17 protein-coding genes and 1 tRNA gene are annotated in these 17,380 nt (G+C 71.9%); 11 read left to right on the forward strand and 7 right to left on the reverse strand.

The annotated features are described in order from the left end of the window. The first annotated feature begins 24 nt into the window (after window positions 1-24). Both AC1Z4A_RS16670 and AC1Z4A_RS16675 read left to right on the forward strand, forming a co-directional pair. Window positions 25-1,563, forward strand: a complete 1,539-nt coding sequence (locus AC1Z4A_RS16670; RefSeq protein WP_483679724.1) for a DUF885 family protein — start codon at window positions 25-27, stop codon at window positions 1,561-1,563. Then, complete coding sequence (locus tag AC1Z4A_RS16675) at window positions 1,560-2,189, forward strand: LysE family translocator (RefSeq protein ID WP_483679725.1); 630 nt, start codon at window positions 1,560-1,562, stop codon at window positions 2,187-2,189. The genes AC1Z4A_RS16670 and AC1Z4A_RS16675 overlap by 4 nt, the downstream gene beginning before the upstream one ends. A gap of 213 nt (window positions 2,190-2,402) precedes the next feature. Here the strand turns inward: AC1Z4A_RS16675 and AC1Z4A_RS16680 are convergent. The 3 genes from AC1Z4A_RS16680 to AC1Z4A_RS16690 all read right to left on the reverse strand — a co-directional run bounded on the left by AC1Z4A_RS16680 (window position 2,403) and on the right by AC1Z4A_RS16690 (window position 4,249). Next, a tRNA-Pro gene (locus tag AC1Z4A_RS16680) sits at window positions 2,403-2,476 on the reverse strand. A 46-nt stretch (window positions 2,477-2,522) separates the two neighbouring features. Continuing rightward, the gene (locus AC1Z4A_RS16685; protein ID WP_483679727.1) at window positions 2,523-3,284 is read right to left on the reverse strand and encodes a Pr6Pr family membrane protein; all 762 of its coding nucleotides are present in this window, start codon (window positions 3,282-3,284) and stop codon (window positions 2,523-2,525) included. A 38-nt stretch (window positions 3,285-3,322) separates the two neighbouring features. Further along, window positions 3,323-4,249: a metallophosphoesterase gene (locus tag AC1Z4A_RS16690; protein ID WP_483679728.1), complete on the reverse strand. Its 927-nt coding sequence runs from the start codon at window positions 4,247-4,249 to the stop codon at window positions 3,323-3,325. Between the two features lie 229 nt (window positions 4,250-4,478). Here AC1Z4A_RS16690 and AC1Z4A_RS16695 point away from each other — a divergent pair, with 229 nt between their 5' ends. Beyond that, window positions 4,479-4,943, forward strand: a complete 465-nt coding sequence (locus AC1Z4A_RS16695) for a GatB/YqeY domain-containing protein (protein ID WP_483679729.1) — start codon at window positions 4,479-4,481, stop codon at window positions 4,941-4,943. A 72-nt stretch (window positions 4,944-5,015) separates the two neighbouring features. On the opposite strand, the gene AC1Z4A_RS16700 is transcribed toward AC1Z4A_RS16695, so the two are convergent. Then, window positions 5,016-7,292, reverse strand: a complete 2,277-nt coding sequence (locus AC1Z4A_RS16700) for a transglycosylase domain-containing protein (protein ID WP_483679730.1) — start codon at window positions 7,290-7,292, stop codon at window positions 5,016-5,018. A gap of 385 nt (window positions 7,293-7,677) precedes the next feature. On the opposite strand from AC1Z4A_RS16700, the gene AC1Z4A_RS16705 reads away from it, so the two are divergent. Then, window positions 7,678-8,013, forward strand: a complete 336-nt coding sequence (locus AC1Z4A_RS16705) for a WhiB family transcriptional regulator (RefSeq protein ID WP_483679731.1) — start codon at window positions 7,678-7,680, stop codon at window positions 8,011-8,013. On the opposite strand, the gene bagB is transcribed toward AC1Z4A_RS16705, so the two are convergent. Continuing rightward, window positions 8,010-9,590 carry an ATPase BagB gene (gene bagB, locus AC1Z4A_RS16710; RefSeq protein WP_483679733.1) on the reverse strand — a complete coding sequence of 527 codons (1,581 nt, stop codon included), beginning with the start codon at window positions 9,588-9,590 and terminating at the stop codon, window positions 8,010-8,012. The two genes, AC1Z4A_RS16705 and bagB, sit on opposite strands and share 4 nt — an antisense overlap. Further along, window positions 9,587-10,594, reverse strand: coding sequence for an ATPase BagA (gene bagA, locus AC1Z4A_RS16715; RefSeq protein ID WP_483679734.1), 1,008 nt, complete (start codon window positions 10,592-10,594; stop codon window positions 9,587-9,589). The genes bagB and bagA overlap by 4 nt, the downstream gene beginning before the upstream one ends. 72 nt (window positions 10,595-10,666) lie before the next feature. Between bagA and sp36 the strand changes: the two genes are divergently transcribed. The 4 genes from sp36 (at window position 10,667) to AC1Z4A_RS16735 (ending at window position 13,239) form a co-directional block, all read left to right on the forward strand. Then, window positions 10,667-10,828: a Sp36 family protein gene (gene sp36, locus AC1Z4A_RS16720; RefSeq protein WP_483679736.1), complete on the forward strand. Its 162-nt coding sequence runs from the start codon at window positions 10,667-10,669 to the stop codon at window positions 10,826-10,828. Between the two features lie 91 nt (window positions 10,829-10,919). Beyond that, on the forward strand, window positions 10,920-11,384 hold the full coding sequence (locus AC1Z4A_RS16725; protein WP_483679737.1) for a RidA family protein: 465 nt from the start codon (window positions 10,920-10,922) through the stop codon (window positions 11,382-11,384). A gap of 104 nt (window positions 11,385-11,488) precedes the next feature. Further along, complete coding sequence (locus tag AC1Z4A_RS16730) at window positions 11,489-12,412, forward strand: NUDIX hydrolase (RefSeq protein ID WP_483679738.1); 924 nt, start codon at window positions 11,489-11,491, stop codon at window positions 12,410-12,412. Then, window positions 12,409-13,239, forward strand: a complete 831-nt coding sequence (locus AC1Z4A_RS16735; RefSeq protein ID WP_483679739.1) for an MBL fold metallo-hydrolase — start codon at window positions 12,409-12,411, stop codon at window positions 13,237-13,239. Before AC1Z4A_RS16730 ends, AC1Z4A_RS16735 begins: the two co-directional genes overlap by 4 nt. A gap of 111 nt (window positions 13,240-13,350) precedes the next feature. Here AC1Z4A_RS16735 and AC1Z4A_RS16740 read toward each other — a convergent pair whose 3' ends face one another. Further along, a complete protein-coding gene (locus AC1Z4A_RS16740; RefSeq protein ID WP_004939715.1) occupies window positions 13,351-14,025 on the reverse strand; it encodes a Crp/Fnr family transcriptional regulator in 675 nt (224 codons plus the stop codon). 226 nt (window positions 14,026-14,251) lie between these two features. Between AC1Z4A_RS16740 and nth the strand changes: the two genes are divergently transcribed. The 3 genes from nth to AC1Z4A_RS16755 all read left to right on the forward strand — a co-directional run bounded on the left by nth (window position 14,252) and on the right by AC1Z4A_RS16755 (window position 17,321). Continuing rightward, window positions 14,252-15,208 carry an endonuclease III gene (nth, locus tag AC1Z4A_RS16745; protein ID WP_483679742.1) on the forward strand — a complete coding sequence of 319 codons (957 nt, stop codon included), beginning with the start codon at window positions 14,252-14,254 and terminating at the stop codon, window positions 15,206-15,208. A gap of 73 nt (window positions 15,209-15,281) precedes the next feature. After that, window positions 15,282-16,001 carry an NUDIX hydrolase gene (locus AC1Z4A_RS16750; protein ID WP_483679744.1) on the forward strand — a complete coding sequence of 240 codons (720 nt, stop codon included), beginning with the start codon at window positions 15,282-15,284 and terminating at the stop codon, window positions 15,999-16,001. A gap of 120 nt (window positions 16,002-16,121) precedes the next feature. Further along, window positions 16,122-17,321: a MarP family serine protease gene (locus tag AC1Z4A_RS16755; protein WP_483679745.1), complete on the forward strand. Its 1,200-nt coding sequence runs from the start codon at window positions 16,122-16,124 to the stop codon at window positions 17,319-17,321. Window positions 17,322-17,380: the final 59 nt, after the last annotated feature.

Below are 17,380 nucleotides of genomic sequence, written 5' to 3' on the forward strand. Positions count from 1 at the left end.
CCGCCGAGGCCAGAGGCTAACGGCATGACATCCACCGCATCCCTTGACCCTCGGCTGGCAGCCATCTGCGACCTCTCCGTCGTCGCCGCGAGAGACAGCGCGGGACGGCACGAGTACGACGGAACCGTTCAGGACCTGTCCCCGGACGGAGTGCGCCGCGGTCTCGCCGCCCTCGGCGGCCCCGCCTGCACCGAGCCCTACCCGGACCCGCACGACGAGGCCCACGCAGCGGCTGCCGAGGAAGCCCTCCGAGTCCGCTTCGGCGAGCTCGAACTGCACCGCAGCAACCCCCTGTGGCACATCGAGAACCTGGACCTGTCCGGCTACGACCGCTCCTACGCGCCTCAGCCCGAGCGGGACGTCGCCCGGTCGGCCCACTTGCGCCAGTGGCCGGACGCCGTGGACGCGGCGGTCGAGGCGCTGGACCGGGTGCCCGCGGCGCTGGCCGGTGCCGCGCTGCCGCTCGCCCGTGGACTGGCCGCCTTTCTCGACCCCCAGGGCGGCCCCGACCACGCCGCCGCCGGCCGGGCGCACGCCCGGCTCCTGACCCACCTGGAGCGGGCCGCCGCCGAAGGCCCGGCGTCGGCGGCGCTCGGCGGCCCCGCTCTCGCCCGGCTCCTCGGCGCGGCCGATGCCTGCACCGTCGACCTCGCCGCCACGTCCGCCAGGGTGGACGCGGAACGGGACCGTCTGCGTGCGCTGCTCGACGAGTCGCTGCGCCGCATCGACCCCAAGGCCACGCCCGCCGGCACCCTGCGGGCCCTCCAGGCCGACCACCCCGACGCCGACAACCTGCTGGACGAGTTCGCAGTGCTCGTCGACGAGACGGTCGCCTGGACCGCCCGGCACGATCTGGTGCCCCACCACGACGTCGAGGTGGACGTCCAGCCGATGCCCGAATCCCAGCGCCGGGCACTGGCCGGCCTCTTCGCAGCCGCGCCCCACGAGGCCGACGCACCCAGCAGCTTCCGCGTCACCCTCCCGGACACCGGCTGGACGAAGGCGGAGAGCGACCAGTGGCTGTCGACCGGCTTCAACCGGACCCTGATGCCCAACATGGCCATCCACGAGGTGGCACCCGGGCACGCCAGCCACGGCAGGGCACTGCGCCGGGCGGCGACCGATGTCCGCCGCACGCTCCACTCCGATGCCTTCATCGAAGGCTGGGCCCACTACTGCGAGGAACTGGCCCTGGAAGAGGGCTTCCGCGACGGCGACCCCCGTGTCGCCGTCGCGGTCGCCCAGGACGCGCTGCGCAGGGTCACCCGCTTCGCCTGCGCGATCGGACTGCACACCGGATCCATGACCCTGGCGGATGCGGCGGCGCGGTTCACCGAGGACGTCTCGCTGGCCGGTCCCGCAGCCTTGCACGAGGCCCAGCGCGGGCTGTTCGACCCCACCTACGGCCGTTACACCTGGGGCAAGTTCGCCATCCTCGACCTGCGCGAGCAGGCCGTGGCGCGCTGGGGCGGCGACTTCTCGCTCCGCCGTTTCCACAGTGCCCTGTTCGACCTCGGGGCCCCGCCCCTCGGCCTGCTGCACACGGCACTGGAACGCGGATGACCTCACTCGCCGCCTTCGTCCTGGCCTCGCTGATCCTGATCGCCGTGCCCGGGCCCAACCTGATCTACATCGTCACGCGCAGCGCGCAGGACGGGCGGCGGGCAGGCATCGTCTCGGCCCTCGGCGTGGAGACCGGCACGCTCCTCCACGTCGTGGCCGCCGTCTGCGGACTGGCGACGCTCATCGCCGACCACCCGCTCGTCTTCACCGTCCTGCGCTACGCGGGCGCCGGCTACCTCGCCTGTCTGGGCGTACGCGCGCTGCTCCGCCGTCCGCCCCCCGCTGACGGCGCCGCCGACGCCGCTGGCCGTCCCGCTCGACGCCGGCTGCTCCGGGTCTACTGCGACGCGGTCCTCGTCAACCTGTTCAACCCCAAGGTCGTCCTCTTCTTCCTGGCCTTCCTCCCGCAGTTCCTGCCCACCGGCCTGGCCCCTGCGGACACCCGGGCCCGCATGCTGGTGCTCGGCGTGGTCTTCCTGTCCATCGCCCTCGCCCTGGACCTCTGCTACGCCCTCGTCGGCGCCGCACTCGCCGGCCCCCTCCGCGGGACCTCACGCCGCGCCCGCCGCCTGTCCTACCTGACCAGCGGCATCTACCTCGGTCTGGCCGGCATGGTGTTCATCTGAAACCGAAGCCACGCGGAGACCACCGACGGCGCGAAGCCCTGAATACCCGGCGGGCGATGTGCCCTGCGTCACAGGCCGCGGCGCTCGATCGCTTGCCCGGCCGGGAGACGGATTCCAGGATCCTCTCCCGGGTCTCTCCCGAATGATCGCCGGAAATACAGGAAGGGCCTGGCTCTCAGAGAGAGCCAGGCCCTTGACCTGCTGTTTCAGCTGTCGGGGTGGCGGGATTTGAACCCACGACCTCTTCGTCCCGAACGAAGCGCGCTGCCAAGCTGCGCTACACCCCGATGTGCGGCCGGTTCCCGTTTTTCCCGGGCCCCGGTGCAACGAGGACTACTTTAGCCGACCGGGGCCTGTAGGCGAAATCCGATTCGGGCGGCCGAGCGGCCGGGGGCGTATGCGGTCGAGGAGGACGAGCGTGAGGGCCAGTCCGTAGAAGGCCAGACCGAAGACGACGGCGTTGCCGAGGATGCCCGCGTAGCCGTGGAGGTCGACGTCCAGAAAGGGGTACGGGTAGCGGCCGTCGGTGCCCGGGTCGAGGAGGGCGCCGCGGAGCAGGGCGAAGGGGAGGTAGAGGAGGGGGTAGACCAGCCACTGCCCGGCGTGCCGCAGGAGGAAGCCGCCGGGGGCGGTGAGCAGGAGCCAGTCGAGGGCGGCCGCGAGCGGGGTCACGGTGTGGAGGAGGTGGTTGGCGATCGATTCGAGCGGGGTGCGCTGGCTCGTCATGGCGAAGCCGCTGGCGTCGTTCGACAGCACGAAGTGGAAGACGAGACCCGTGATGGAGATGTAGAGCAGCGCGCCGCCCGTGATCCGCGGGGAGAGGGCGGGGCGTCCGGTCCAGGCGCGGTGGGCGGACCAGGCGAAGGCGGCGGCCAGCAGGATGTTGGACTGGATCGTGAAGTAGCTGAAGAGCCGGCCCAGGTCGGTGGAGTCGATCGAGTCCAGCACGATGCCGGTGAGCGCTGCCAGGGCCACGCAGGCGCGGAAGGCCGCTGCGAAGGGGCGGCGGCCCGTCGGGGCCGCCGCCGGTGCGGGGGTGTGCTCCGTATCGGGCAGGCCGGTCCGCGTGGTGGTGGGGGAAATCGGGTCGGTCATCCCCCCACCGTACGTGTGGGCTCCAAGGAGCCCTCAGGTCAGTCGCGGGGGACGAGCGTGAGCAGCGTGGCCTCGGGCGGGCAGGCGAAGCGGACCGGGGTGTAGCGGTTGGTGCCGCAGCCCGCTGAGACGTGCAGATAGGAGCGGTGGCCGCCGGCGAGGTGGGTGGAGAGGCCCTTCACCCGCCGGGCGTCGATGTCGCAGTTGGTGACCAGCGCCCCGTAGAAGGGGATGCACAGCTGGCCGCCGTGGGTGTGCCCGGCGAGGATCAGCGGGTAGCGGTCGGCCGTGAAGGCGTCCAGAACCCGCAGGTAGGGGGCGTGCACGACGGCCATGGAGAAGTCGGCGCCGGCCTTGGGGCCGCCGGCCACGTGCTCGTACCGGTCCCGCTTGATGTGCGGGTCGTCGAGGCCGGTGAGGGCGATTTCCATGCCGTCGATCTTGAGGGTGCCGCGGGTGTTGGTGAGGTTGACCCAGCCCGCCGCGTCGAAGCCGTCGCGCAGCTCTTCCCACGGGTTGTGGATCGCGCCGACGACCGGGGCGTTGCCGTTCAGGCCGTGCCGCCCGGTGGCCCGCTCCAGCAGGTAGAGGGCGGGGTTGCGCAGCCTGGGGCCGTAGTAGTCGTTGGAGCCGAAGACGTAGGCGCCCGGGAAGCGCATCAGCGGGCCGAGTGCGTCGAGGGTCTCGGGCACGCCCTCCGGGTCGGAGAGGTTGTCGCCCGTGTTGATGACGAAGTCGGGGCGGAGCCCGGCGAGCGACTGGAGCCAGCGCTGCTTCTTGCGCTGACCGCCGACCATGTGGATGTCGGAGACCTGGAGCACCCGCAGCGGCCGCATGCCGGAGGGCAGCACCGGCACGGTGATCCGGCGCAGCCGGAAGGAACGGACTTCAATGCCGGCGGCATAGGCGAGGCCGGCCGCGCCGACCGCCGTGATGCCCAGGGGTACTCCGTATCGCGCTCGCATGCTGCCATCGTCGCAGATCGCACGGGGTGCCGGGCCACCGGCCGGGGCGTACAAGGGAGTTGCCTCCGCAGGGCATCCGCAGGGCATCCGCAAGGCATCCGCAAGGCCTCCGCAAGGTCCTCGCCGGCTGCCCGCCGGGTGCCCGCGGAAGGTCCGTACGGTGCTGCGCGGGCCGCGTCCCGGCCGTTAATACGAGGCACCCCGCGGGGCGGGATGCGAAGATTGCGGCATGACCACGCTGAAGTCCAAGCTCCACGACGACCTCACGGCCGCCATCAAGGCGCGCGACGAGCTGCGCTCCTCCACCCTCCGTCTCACCCTGTCCGCCGTCGCCTACGAGGAGACCGCGGGCAAGCAGGCCCGTGAGCTGTCCGACGACGAGGTGCTGAAGGTCATCGTGCGCGAGGCGAAGAAGCGCCGCGAGGCCGCCGAGGCCTTCGACAAGGGCGGCCGGGCCGACTCCGCCGAGCGCGAGCGCGCCGAGGGCGAGATCCTCGCCGGGTACCTGCCGCAGCAGCTGTCGGACGAGGAGCTGACCGCGATCGTCGCGGCGGCGGTGGCCGAGGCCAAGGCCGGCGGTGCCGAGGGGCCTCAGGCCATGGGCGCCGTCATGAAGATCGTGAAGCCCAAGGTCGGCGACCGCGCCGAGGGCGGCCGCGTGGCCGGTGAGGTCAAGCGGCTCCTCGCGGGCTGACGAGCGTACGAACGAGGAGGGGCGCCCGGACCGTGACGGTCCGGGCGCCCCTCGTTTGTGCGCGGTGTGCGGCTAGTGCTGCTTGTTGCCGCTGGTCTCGCCGCCGATCAGGCCCGGCGGGAGCGAGATGCCGCCCTGCTGGTCCTGGTCGGGCTTGCTGCCGTCGGGCTTGGCGTTGCCGGTCCTGCCGGAGCCCGGCTTGTTCGTGCCGGGCTTGCGGTTGCCCCGGCCCGGATCCCGCTTGTCACCGGTCTTGTCGCCGCCCTTGTCCGCGCCGGTGGCCCGGTCCGGGTCGGTGACCGCCCCGCCGCCGAACGTCGGCGCGTCCTTCCCGTCGAGCGCGCCGGTCATGGCGTCGCGCCAGATGGGGCCGGGGGTGTCGGCGCCGTAGACCTTGTCGTGGTAGACGCCGCCGATGGTGATGTTCTCCATCTCCACCTTCTTGCTGCCCGGGCCGCCGACCCAGACCGCACCCGCCATGTTGGGGGTGTAGCCGACGAACCAGGCGGCCTTGCGCTCGTCCGTCGTGCCCGTCTTGCCGGCGCTGTCGCGGCCGGAGAGCCCGGCCTCCTTGCCGGTGCCGTCCTCGATCACGCCCTGGAGGAGGCTGTTGACGGTGTCGGCGGTCTGCTCGGACATGGCCTGCGAGCACTTCGTCTTCGGCACCCGCAGCGCCTTGCCGTCGGGGCCGGTGGCCGACTCGACGATGACGGGCGTGCAGTACGTGCCGTGGTTGGCGAAGGCGGCGTAGGCGGAGGCCATGGTGAGCGGGGACATGCCCTCGGTGCCCAGGGCGATCGACGGCACCTGCTCCAGCTTGCTGCCGTCGGCGGGCTTCACGCCCAGCTTGTCCGCCATCTTGGTCACCGGGCAGATGCCGATGTCCTCGATCATCTGGATGAAGTAGGTGTTGACCGACTTCGCGGTCGCCTCCTTCATCCCGTACGGGCCGTGCTCGCTGCTGTTCTCGTTGTTGACGGTCTCGCCGCCGCTGTTCTTCCAGGGTTTGCCGCAGGTGTCGACCTGGCTCGGGTAGGGCATCGAGTACGGCGAGGAGTACGTCTTGCCGGGCGAGATGCCCTCCTCCAGGGCGGCGGCCGCGAGGATCGGCTTGAAGGTCGAGCCGACCTGGAAGCCGTAGTTGGATCCGCCCATGGCGTGGTCCGCGGAGAAGTTGATCTGCGTCTGGTGCTCGCCGAAGCCGTACGGGCGGGACTGGCCCATGCCGAGGATCTTGCCGCTGCCGGGCTCGACGATCGTCACGGCGGTCGCCACCGAGTCGCTCTGGTAGACGTGGTCGGTGATCGACTTCTGGATCGACTTCTGGGTCTGTGGGTCGAGGGTGGTGCGGATGGTCATGCCGCCCTCGTTCCAGCGCTTGGCCCGGGCCTCCTTGGTCTTGCCGAAGGCCGGGTCCTGGAGGAAGGTCTCGCGGACGTAGTCGCAGAAGAAGCCCGCGCCGTCGACGGCCGTGATGCAGCCGCTCTTGGGCCGGCTGACCTTGAGGGTCAGCGGCTTGGCCTGCTCGGCGGCGGCCTCCTCCGGGGTGATGTTCTTCAGCTCCGCCATCCGCTGGAGCACGGTGTTGCGGCGCTTGGTGGCCTCCTTGGGGGCGTTGACCGGGTCGTAGCGGCTCGGGGACTGGACGATGCCGGCCAGCAGCGCGGACTCGCCGAGGGTGAGGTCCTTGGCGTGCTTGCTGAAGTAGCGCTGGGAGGCGGCCTCGACCCCGTAGGCCTGCTGCCCGAAGAAGGTGATGTTCAGGTAGTTGTTGAGGATCCGCTCCTTGCCGAGTTCCTTCTCGACCTGGATGGCGTACTTCAGCTCCTTGACCTTGCGGCCGAGGGTCTGCTGCGTGGCCACGGCGACCTTGTCGGGGTCGTCGCCGGCCTCCTCGATGAAGACGTTCTTGACGTACTGCTGGGTGAGCGTGGAGGCGCCCTCCGAGACGCCGCCGGACTGGGCGTTCTTGTTGAGCGCGCGGAGCACGCCCTTGAGGTCGACCGCACCGTGCTCGTAATAGCGCGAGTCCTCGATCGCGACGAGCGCCTTCTGCATGTAGGGGGAGATCTCGTTCAGCGGCACCACCGTGCGGTCGCGCGAGTAGACCTTCGCTATCTCGCCGCCCTGGGCGTCCAGGATCGTGGTGCGCTGGCTGAGCGGCGGAGTCTTGAGGTTCGCCGGAATCTCGTCGAAGCCCTCCACCGACCCCTTGGCCGCCAGGCCGAACGCGCCGATGCCCGGCAGGGCCAGACCCGCCAGCACCACTCCGGAGAGCATGCTGACGCCGAGGAACTTCGCGGCCTGCCGGGTCACCGTGGGACCCCCGCCCGAGCGCTTCATAGCCATGGAAGGAAGCCTACGTTCTCATTCGGCGGACAGACGCAGGTGTGTTCGCCTACGCTGTTTCACGCCAGTCACAGCGATGCCATCTCGTCTCATCTCCGCCCTCACTCTTGTGGGTGATGAGACGTGTCCGTATTGCCGCGAGTGTCACCTGCTGCCCGTCGTAAGCCGGGTGAACTACCCCGCTGTGCAGGGAAAAGTCGCTGATGTCGCCAGGTCACTCCGTTGGGTGATCTGCCGCGTACGCATAGTCCGTTCGGGCCATTCAAGATTGGGCCCGAAGGGGGTGTTGCCCCCTGTCCGCCTTCCGTAACGTCCTCAACTGGCAACGGTGAATATGCCGCTGCCGCCGTGGGGGAGCCCCGATTCGGGAGAGGACGGCGCCAGCATGGGCTGGGTAACCGACTGGAGTGCGCAGGCCGCCTGCCGCACTACCGATCCGGATGAACTGTTCGTTCAGGGCGCAGCGCAGAACAGGGCGAAGGCGGTCTGCACCGGCTGCCCCGTGCGTACCGAGTGTCTGGCCGACGCGCTGGACAACCGCGTCGAGTTCGGCGTGTGGGGCGGGATGACCGAGCGGGAGCGGCGCGCGCTGCTGCGCCGCCGGCCCACGGTCACCTCCTGGCGCCGGCTCCTGGAGACGGCGCGGACGGAGTACGAGCGCGGCGCCGGCATCCTGCCGCTGGGCGACCCCGGATACGACGAGTACGCGGCCGTCGGCTAGGCGGGCGGCGAGGCAGCCGGTCGGCCCTGCCGGTCGGTCTTACCCGTCACGCCCTCGCGCCGCTGGTCGGCGAGCCGCTCGCCGATGGCCCGCAGTCCCGCCAGGTCGTGCACGTCGCCGGGCAGTGCGGCCACCTCCGCCACCGGGACCTCGGGGTGCAGTGCGGTGAAGCGGTCGCGCGTGCGCTGCTCGCGAGCCAGCACCTGCATGCGCTCGGCATGCAGCCGCAGCAGCCCGGCAGCGATCCGTGCGGCTGATTCCGGTTCCGGCTCCTGCTCCGCGGAGTTCGGCAGGGAGTCCCCGGCCGGTCCGGCGGACGGCGCAGGCTGCGACGGCACGGTCTTCCCGGATTCCACGCCGGATTCCATGTCGGATTCCACGGGTGTTTTTGCGACCCCTGTCGCGACCTCCGCCACCACTCCTGAGGCCGTGACACCCGGGAGCGTGGGCTGGGGGAAGCCGCTCCGGGGAACGCCGGGAGAGGACGTATGGGTGGGAGTGCCGGGGCCGTCAGCGGTACGTGAGCCAGCCTGCCCGCTGCCACGATCCACAATGCCGGAACCGGCAAGATTTTCTGTGTAATCCGGTTCCCCGGTGCCGCGATCCGGATTCCCGGCCTCCGGCGGCGTCCCGGCGTCCGCCAGGGCCTCGGCCGCGGCGAGTGCCCGTTCCGCCGACAGCCGCGCCGCACCGCTGCCGTGCACCCGGTTCAGCACCAGTCCCGCCAGCGGCATCCGCTCCGCGGCCAGCCGCTCGACGAAGTACGCGGCCTCCCGCAGCGCGTCCCGCTCCGGCGCGGCGACCACCAGGAAGGCCGTGCCGGGCGCCTGGAGCAGCCGGTAGGTGGCGTCGGCGCGGGTACGGAAGCCGCCGAACATGGTGTCCATCGCGGCAATGAAGGTCTGTACGTCCTGGAGGAGCTGAGTGCCCACCAGTTTGCTCAGGGAGCCGCCCATCACCGCCATGCCGGCGCCCAGGAACTTCATCCCGGCCCGCCCGCCGAGCTTCGCGGGGGCCATCAGCACCTTGATGAACTTCCCGTCCAGGAAGGACCCCAGCCGCCCCGGGGCGTCCAGGAAGTCCAGCGCCGAGCGGCTGGGCGGCGTGTCCACGACGATCAGGTCCCATGCGTCGCGGGCGCGGAGCTGGCCGAGCTTCTCCATGGCCATGTACTCCTGCGTGCCCGCGAAACCGGCCGAAAGCGACTGGTAGAAGGGGTTCTCCAGGATCGCCCGGGCGCGCTCCCGGTCCGCGTGGGCCTCGACGATCTCGTCGAAGGTCCGCTTCATGTCGAGCATCATCGCGTGCAGTTCGCCGCCCGCGGCGCCGTCGATGCCGGGCACCCGGCGCGGCACGTTGTCGAGTTCCTCGATGCCCATCGACTGCGCCAGCCTGCGGGCCGGGTCGATGGTGAGGACGACGACCTTCCGGCCGCGCTCCGCCGCCCGCAGGCCCAGGGCCGCCGCCGTGGTGGTCTTGCCGACGCCGCCGGAGCCGCAGCACACCACGATGCGGGTGCGCGGGTTGTCCAGGACGGGGTCTATGTCGAGCGGTGCCGTTGCCGGATCCAGGCTCACGCGGTCACTCCCTGCTCCGTCACGCCCTGCGTCCGCAGTGCGCGCGCCATGCGGTACAGCCCGGCCAGGTCGACCCCGTCGCCGAGCAGCCCCAGTTCGTAGGTGGGCAGGCCCATACGGGCCACCTCGGTGCGGCCCCGGTGCTCGAGCGCCAGCCGCTCGGTGTGCTCGCGCGCCTGCTGGAGCAGGGGTTCGACGAGCGGTTCGACGAGTCCCGTGCGCCGTGCGCCGCCTGGCCCCGTGCGCTCCAGGGCGTGGGCGAGGGCGTGCGCCACCTCCGTGCGCCGTCCGTTGGCGGCGGCCTCGACGGCCTCCTCGCCGAGGATCCCGGGCCGCACCATGTTGACGACCACGCCGCCCACCGGCAGCCGCGCGGCGCGCAGCTCCGCGATGCCGTCGACGGTCTCCTGGACCGGCATCTCCTCCAGCAGCGTCACGAAGTGCACCGCGGTCTCGGGGGACTTGAGGACGCGCATCACCGCCTGCGCCTGGTTGTGGATCGGACCGATCCGGGCCAGCCCGGCCACTTCGTCGTTGACGTTGAGGAAGCGCGTGACACGGCCCGTCGGCGGGGCGTCCATGACCACGTAGTCGTAGATGAAGCGGCCCGTACGGTCCTTCCGGCGCACTGCCTCGCAGGCCTTGCCCGTCAGCAGGACGTCCCGCAGGCCCGGCGCGATGGTCGTCGCGAAGTCGATCGCGCCGATCTTCCGCAGCGCCCGGCCGGCGCCGCCGAGTTTGTAGAACATCTGGAGGTAGTCGAGGAGGGCCTGTTCGGCGTCTATCGCGAGGGCGAACACCTCGCCGCCGCCCGGGGCGACGGCGATCTTGCGCTCCTCGTAGGGAAGCGCCTCCGTTTCGAAGAGCTGCGCTATGCCCTGTCTGCCTTCGACCTCTACCAGCAGGGCGCGCTTCCCCTCGGCGGCGAGCGCGAGTGCGAGGGCCGCGGCGACCGTGGTCTTGCCGGTTCCGCCCTTGCCGCTGACGACATGGAGCCTGCTCATGATTTGGAGCCTAACCAGTCGCCTGGCGGGCTACGCACGAGGCTGCCGGTATCAGGCATTACAGTCGGGCCCATGACCAAGAAGTGGGAATACGCCACCGTGCCGCTCCTCGTGCACGCGACCAAGCAGATTCTGGACACCTGGGGCGAGGACGGCTGGGAGCTGGTCCAGGTCGTGCCGGGTCCGAACAACCCCGAGCAGCTGGTGGCCTACCTGAAGCGGGCGAAGCAGTGAGCGTCGCCCGCGCGGCCACCGGGTCGCAGACGCAGACGATGCCCGCACCTCTGCGCCGTGCGGGCGGAGAAGCGAACGAAGGAGCAGGGGCGTGAGCGCCGTCGAGGACAGGCTCGCCGAGCTGGGTCTGACGCTGCCGGAGGTCGTTCCGCCGCTGGCCGCCTACCAGCCGGCCGTGCGCTCCGGGGCGTACGTCCACACCGCCGGGCAGCTGCCCATGGTCAAGGGCGCCATCCCGCTGACCGGCAAGGTCGGCGCCGAGGTCAGCGCCGAGCAGGCCAAGGAGCTGGCGGCCACCTGTGCGCTCAACGCACTGGCCGCCGTGAAGTCCGTCATCGGCGACCTGGACAGGATCGTCCGGGTGGTCAAGGTGGTCGGCTTCGTGGCCTCCGCTCCCGACTTCACCGGCCAGCCGGGCGTCCTCAACGGGGCGAGCGAGCTGCTGGGCGAGGTGCTGGGCGAGAAGGGCGTGCACGCGCGCTCGGCCGTGGGCGTGGCGGTGCTGCCGCTGGACGCGCCGGTCGAGGTCGAGATCCTCGTGGAGGTCCGGGACTGAGGTTCCGGGACACTCCTGGCTCCGGCACGCTCGCCGGGGCCGTTCGGCGAGGGCTCCGGCCCGGCGCTCTCGAACATCCGCGCGTGAGCGCATAGCATCCGGCCATGTCACCTTCGAACGGCCAGTGGTACCCGCCGGAGTGGCCGGACCGGATCAGAGCGCTCGCCCGCGGGGAGCTGAAGCCCGTGGCGCCCCGCCGTGCCGCGACCGTGCTGCTGCTGCGCCCGGCGGCCGGCGGGCTCGCCGTTCACATGCTGCGCAGACGCGCCTCCATGGCCTTCGCCGGAGGCGCGTACGCGTATCCGGGCGGTTCCGTGGACCCGCGCGACGAGCGGGACGTGCCCTGGGCAGGCCCCTCCCGGGCGGACTGGGCGGCCCGCCTCGGCGTCGATGCCGCCGCCGCACAGGCCATCGTCTGCGCGGCCGTCCGCGAGACCTTCGAGGAGGCGGGCGTGCTGCTCGCGGGCCCGGCGCCGGACACGGTCGTCGCGGACACCACGGGCGCCGACTGGGAGGCCGATCGGGCCGCGCTCGTCAGCCGCGAGCTGGCCTTCGCCGACTTCCTGGAGCGCCGGGGCCTGCTGCTGCGCAGCGACCTGCTCGGCGCCTGGGCGCGCTGGATCACCCCCGAGTTCGAGCCGCGCCGCTACGACACCTGGTTCTTCGTCGCCGCCCTGCCCGAGGGGCAGCGCACCCGCAACGCCTCCACGGAGGCCGACCGCACCGTATGGGCCGCACCGGGAGAGGCCGCGGCCGCCTACGACCGGGGGGAGTTGCTGATGATGCCCCCGACGATCTCCACGCTGCGCTCCCTGGGCCCGTACGCCACCGTCCCCGAGGTGCTGGCCGTCTCAGGTGACCGGGATCTCACGCCCGTGCTCGCTCGGGCGCGGCTGGACGGGGAAGAGATCGTGCTGAGCTGGCCGGGGCACGACGAGTTCACGAGGCACGTCCCTGCCGCGCCCACGCCCACGCCCACGCCCTTCACCGAGCCCGATGCTTCAGGACCTGCGGGAGCCGACGCATGACGTACGCAACCGATCTTCCCGGACGGCCGCGCGGTGCGGTCGCGACCGGCCCCGTGACGGCCCGCGCGACGTGCGTGCTCGCGCCGAATCCGTCCGCCATGACGCTGGAGGGCACCAACACCTGGATCCTCGCCGAGCCGGGTTCGGGCCTCGCCGTGGTCGTCGACCCGGGGCCCGCGGACGAGGACCACCTGCGGCACGTCGTCGCCACCGCGGAGGCGGCGGGCAACCGCGTGGCCCTGACCCTGCTCACCCACGGGCACGCCGACCACTCGGACGGCGCGGCCCGCTTCGCCGAGCTGACGGGGACGAAGGTGCGGGCGCTCGACCCGAAGCTGCGGCTGGGCGGCGAGGGGCTGGGCGTGGGCGACGTCGTGACGACCGGCGGCCTGGAGCTGCACGTCGTCTCCACTCCCGGCCACACCGCCGACTCCCTGTGCTTCCACCTCCCGGCGGACCGCGCGGTCCTCACGGGGGACACGGTCCTCGGCCGGGGCACCACGATCGTGGCCCACCCCGACGGGCGGCTCGGCGACTACCTCGACTCGCTGCGCAGGCTGCGCGCGCTCACGGTCGACGAGGGCGTGGAGACGGTGCTGCCGGGGCACGGCCCGGTGCTGGACGACGCCCGGGGCGCCATCGAGTACTACCTCGCGCACCGGGCCAAGCGCCTGGCCCAGGTGGAGACGGCGGTCGAGAACGGCCACCGCACCCCGGAGGAGGTCGTCGCCGCCGTCTACGCGGACGTCGACCGCTCGCTGTGGCCGGCGGCGGAGCTGTCGGTCCGGGCCCAGCTGGACTACCTGGACGAGCACGGGCTGATCTAGGGCCTGCCCTGGGGGCGGTCCGGACGCAGGGCAGGGCCCCCGCCGGTGCTCCGGCGGGGGCCCTGCCGCGTTGTTCGCGATGTCGCGCGCGTCCGGGACGCGCGCCTCCCGTCAGCGGGAGCGCTTGGCGAGGCGCTCCACGTCGAGCAGGATCACGGCTCGGGCCTCCAGGCGGAGCCAGCCGCGGCCGGCGAAGTCCGCGAGGGCCTTGTTGACGGTCTCGCGGGAGGCGCCGACCAGCTGGGCCAGCTCCTCCTGCGTGAGGTCGTGCACCACGTGGATGCCCTCTTCGGACTGGACGCCGAAGCGGCGGGACAGGTCCAGCAGCGCCTTGGCGACACGGCCCGGGACGTCGGAGAAGACGAGGTCCGACATCGAGTCGTTGGTCCGGCGCAGACGGCGGGCGACCGCGCGCAGCAGGGCGGTGGCCACCTCGGGGCGCGCGTTGAGCCAGGGCTGGAGGTCGCCGTGGCCGAGGCCGAGCAGCTTGACCTCGGTGAGGGCGGTGGCGGTGGCGGTGCGCGGTCCGGGGTCGAAGAGGGACAGCTCGCCGATCAGCTCACCCGGGCCCAGGACGGCCAGCATGTTCTCGCGGCCGTCGGGGGAGGTGCGGTGGAGCTTCACCTTGCCCTCGGTGACCACGTAGAGGCGGTCGCCCGGGTCACCTTCGTGGAACAGGGCGTCGCCCCTCGCGAGAGTGACCTCGCCCATGGAGGCGCGCAGCTCAGCGGCCTGCTCGTCATCGAGCGCCGCGAAGAGCGGGGCGCGCCGCAGAACGTCGTCCACGAGTTCTCTCCTTGTCGACATGCACAGGGGACCGTGGTCCCCATGATGCCCGTCGGTAAAACTGTGTGATCAAACACAAGTGTGGCGCATCGTCGACCGAAGCCCTACGGCAGGGGTCCGATTGGGCTGTGGTTTTCCCGCGCTCGGGGCGGATGTCAGTGCAGGGCCTTAGTCTGGCCGGGTGTCCAATACGCCGGTGAGAGCACAGGGCAAGGGGGCCGGGAGGGTGACCGGGGCCCGTAATTCCGCTGTGGGCGAACGCCCCGCCGCAGCGAAGGCAAAAGCGGCAAATAGGAAAAAACTGCTGGACGGCGAGGCGGCTGCCGATTCCGCCGCCGCAAAGCCTGTGAAGACCGCAAAGCCTGCAAAGGCTGCGAAGACTGCAAAGCCCGCAAAGCGCGCCGCGAAGCCCGCGAAGGCGGAATCGCGGGCCGCGCTCGTCCGCCGGGCCCGCCGCATCAACCGCGAGCTGGCCGAGGTCTATCCCTACGCTCACCCCGAGCTGGACTTCGAGAACCCCTTCCAGCTCCTGGTCGCCACCGTGCTCTCGGCCCAGACCACCGACCTGAGGGTCAACCAGACCACCCCCGCCCTCTTCGCCGCCTACCCCACGCCCGAGGACATGGCGGCCGCCGACCCCGAGACGCTGGAGCAGCTGATCCGGCCCACGGGCTTCTTCCGGGCCAAGGCCAAGTCCCTGATCGGCCTCTCCGCCGCCCTGCGCGACCGCTTCGACGGCGAGGTGCCCGGGCGGATAGCCGATCTGGTCACCCTGCCCGGCGTTGGCCGCAAGACCGCCAACGTCGTCCTGGGCAACGCCTTCGGCGTCCCCGGCATCACGGTGGACACCCACTTCGGGCGGCTCGTCAGGCGCTGGAAGTGGACCGACGCGGAGGACGCGGAGAAGGTCGAGGCGGAGGTCTGCGCCCTCTTCCCCAAGAGCGAGTGGACGATGCTCTCGCACCGCGTGATCTTCCACGGCCGCCGCGTCTGCCACTCCCGCAGACCGGCCTGCGGCGCCTGCCCGATCGCCCCGCTCTGCCCGTCCTACGGCGAGGGCGAGACCGACCCGGAGAAGGCGGAGAAGCTGCTCAAGTACGAGATGGGCGGCCAGCCCGGCCAGCGCCTGAAGCCGCCGCCGGACTACCCGGGCCTGCCCGCGCGCCCCTTGGGAGCCGAGTGACGCCGGGAGACACCACGGGGCCGGGCCGCAGCGCGCGGCCGGGAACCGCCAAGAGGAGAGTCGGGGGAAGCACATGACGAGCAAGCACGGGCAGAACGGCCGCGAGGACGTCCTCCCCGCAGGCCACCGGGGAGCCGTGGTCACGGCCGAGGGGCTGCCCGAGTGGCTCGGGCCCGTCGAGCGGGCCGCGCGGACCGTCGAGCCGCACCAGCTCAGCCGCTTCCTGCCGCCGGACAGCGGCGGCCGTCCGTCCGCCGTGCTCGTGCTCTTCGGCGAGGGCGAGCAGGGCCCCGAGCTGCTGCTCCTGGAGCGGGCCGGCACCCTGCGCTCGCACGCCGGCCAGCCGTCCTTCCCCGGCGGCGCGCTCGACCCGGAGGACGGCGACCCGGAGGGCGAGGGTCCGGTGCGGGCCGCGCTGCGCGAGGCCGAGGAGGAGACCGGGCTCGATCCGTCCGGGGTCCAGGTCTTCGGCGTGCTGCCCCGGCTCTACATCCCCGTCAGCCGCTTCGTCGTGACGCCCGTGCTCGGCTGGTGGCGCACGCCCAGCCCGGTCACGCCGGTCGACCCGAGGGAGACGGCCCGGGTCTTCACGGTCCCCGTCGCCGACCTCGTCGACCCGGCGAACAGGGCGACGTCCGTCCACCCCAGCGGCCACATCGGCCCCTCGTTCCGGGTGGGCCGGGCCGTGGTGTGGGGTTTCACGGCAGGAGTGATCGACCGCATCCTGCACTACGCCGGCTGGGAGCGCCCCTGGGACACGGAGCGGCGGGTCCCGCTGGACTGGAGCGCCTGACGGGCATGAGACGGTGGCCCCCGGCAAGGGTGAGCACCGCGTCATGACGACCGCGACATGACGGCTGCCGCACCATGACGACTGCCGCAACATGACGACTGCAATGCGAGGCATCTTTCGGTGAACGTGCTGGACATCGTGCTGCTGATCGCCGCCGTGTGGTTCGCGGTCGTCGGCTATCGCCAGGGGTTCGTCGTCGGCGTGCTCTCGGTGATCGGCTTCCTCGGCGGCGGCCTCGCCGCGGTCTACGCACTGCCCGTGATCTGGGACAGCGCCACCGACGGCGGCCGGCCGGGCACGGTCGCGGCCATCGCGGGCGTCGCCATCGTCATCGTCTGCGCCTCCGTGGGCCAGGCCGCCACCACCCACCTCGGCAACAAGCTGCGCCGCCACATCACCTGGTCCCCGGCGCGCGCCCTGGACGCCACCGGCGGCGCGCTTGTCAACGTCGTCGCAATGCTGCTGGTCGCCTGGCTGATCGGCTCGGCCCTCGCCGGTACGTCCCTGCCCACCCTCGGCAAGGAGGTCCGCGGCTCCAAGGTGCTGCTGGGTGTCGCCAGGGTCGTTCCGCCGCAGGCCAACACCTGGTTCGCCGACTTCAGCACGGTCCTCGCGCAGAACGGCTTCCCGCAGGTCTTCGCGCCGTTCGCCACCGAGCCCATCACCTCGGTGCCCCCGCCCGACCCGCAGCTCGCGGGCAGCCCTGTCGCCACCGACGCCCAGCGCAGCATCGTCAAGGTCGTCGGCAACGCGCCCAGCTGCGGCAAGGTCCTGGAGGGCACGGGCTTCGTCTTCGCCCGGCACCGGGTGATGACCAACGCCCATGTCGTCGGCGGCGTGGACGAGCCGACCGTGCAGATCGGCGGCCAGGGCAAGCTGCACGACGCCAGGGTTGTGCTCTACGACTGGAAGCGGGACATCGCAATCCTCGACGTGCCGTCGCTGGAGGCGCCCGAGCTGCGCTTCGCTCCGGCCGACGCGGAGACCGGCAAGAGCGCCATCGTCGCCGGCTTCCCCGAGAACGGCTCGTACGACGTGCGCGCCGCCCGCGTCCGCAGCCGGGTCCAGGCCAACGGCCCGGACATCTACCACCGCGGCAACGTCCGCCGCGACGTCTACTCCCTCTACGCCACCGTGCGGCAGGGCAACTCCGGCGGCCCGCTGCTGACGCCGGACGGCAAGGTCTACGGCGTGGTCTTCGCCAAGTCCCTCGACGACCCGGACACGGGATACGCCCTGACGGCCGACGAAGTGCGCGGCGACGCCGAGACGGGCCGTACGGCCGCGGCCCGGGTCAACACCCAGGGCTGCGCCCTCTGAGCCGGCCCGGCACACGGCAGGACCGCGCAGGGCGTCGTGCAGATGCGCGCGTGCCTGCG

The sequence above is a fragment of the Streptomyces sp. 17_S59 genome, assembly GCF_056930295.1.

Coding starts and splice junctions, on each gene's coding strand:
- AC1Z4A_RS16670 (WP_483679724.1), top strand. CDS start 25: ATGACATCCACCGCATCCCTTGACCCTCGGCTGGCAGCCATCTGCGAC.
- AC1Z4A_RS16675 (WP_483679725.1), top strand. CDS start 1,560: ATGACCTCACTCGCCGCCTTCGTCCTGGCCTCGCTGATCCTGATCGCC.
- AC1Z4A_RS16685 (WP_483679727.1), bottom strand. CDS start 3,284: ATGACCGACCCGATTTCCCCCACCACCACGCGGACCGGCCTGCCCGAT.
- AC1Z4A_RS16690 (WP_483679728.1), bottom strand. CDS start 4,249: ATGCGAGCGCGATACGGAGTACCCCTGGGCATCACGGCGGTCGGCGCG.
- AC1Z4A_RS16695 (WP_483679729.1), top strand. CDS start 4,479: ATGACCACGCTGAAGTCCAAGCTCCACGACGACCTCACGGCCGCCATC.
- AC1Z4A_RS16700 (WP_483679730.1), bottom strand. CDS start 7,292: ATGGCTATGAAGCGCTCGGGCGGGGGTCCCACGGTGACCCGGCAGGCC.
- AC1Z4A_RS16705 (WP_483679731.1), top strand. CDS start 7,678: ATGGGCTGGGTAACCGACTGGAGTGCGCAGGCCGCCTGCCGCACTACC.
- bagA (WP_483679734.1), bottom strand. CDS start 10,594: ATGAGCAGGCTCCATGTCGTCAGCGGCAAGGGCGGAACCGGCAAGACC.
- sp36 (WP_483679736.1), top strand. CDS start 10,667: ATGACCAAGAAGTGGGAATACGCCACCGTGCCGCTCCTCGTGCACGCG.
- AC1Z4A_RS16730 (WP_483679738.1), top strand. CDS start 11,489: ATGTCACCTTCGAACGGCCAGTGGTACCCGCCGGAGTGGCCGGACCGG.
- AC1Z4A_RS16735 (WP_483679739.1), top strand. CDS start 12,409: ATGACGTACGCAACCGATCTTCCCGGACGGCCGCGCGGTGCGGTCGCG.
- AC1Z4A_RS16750 (WP_483679744.1), top strand. CDS start 15,282: ATGACGAGCAAGCACGGGCAGAACGGCCGCGAGGACGTCCTCCCCGCA.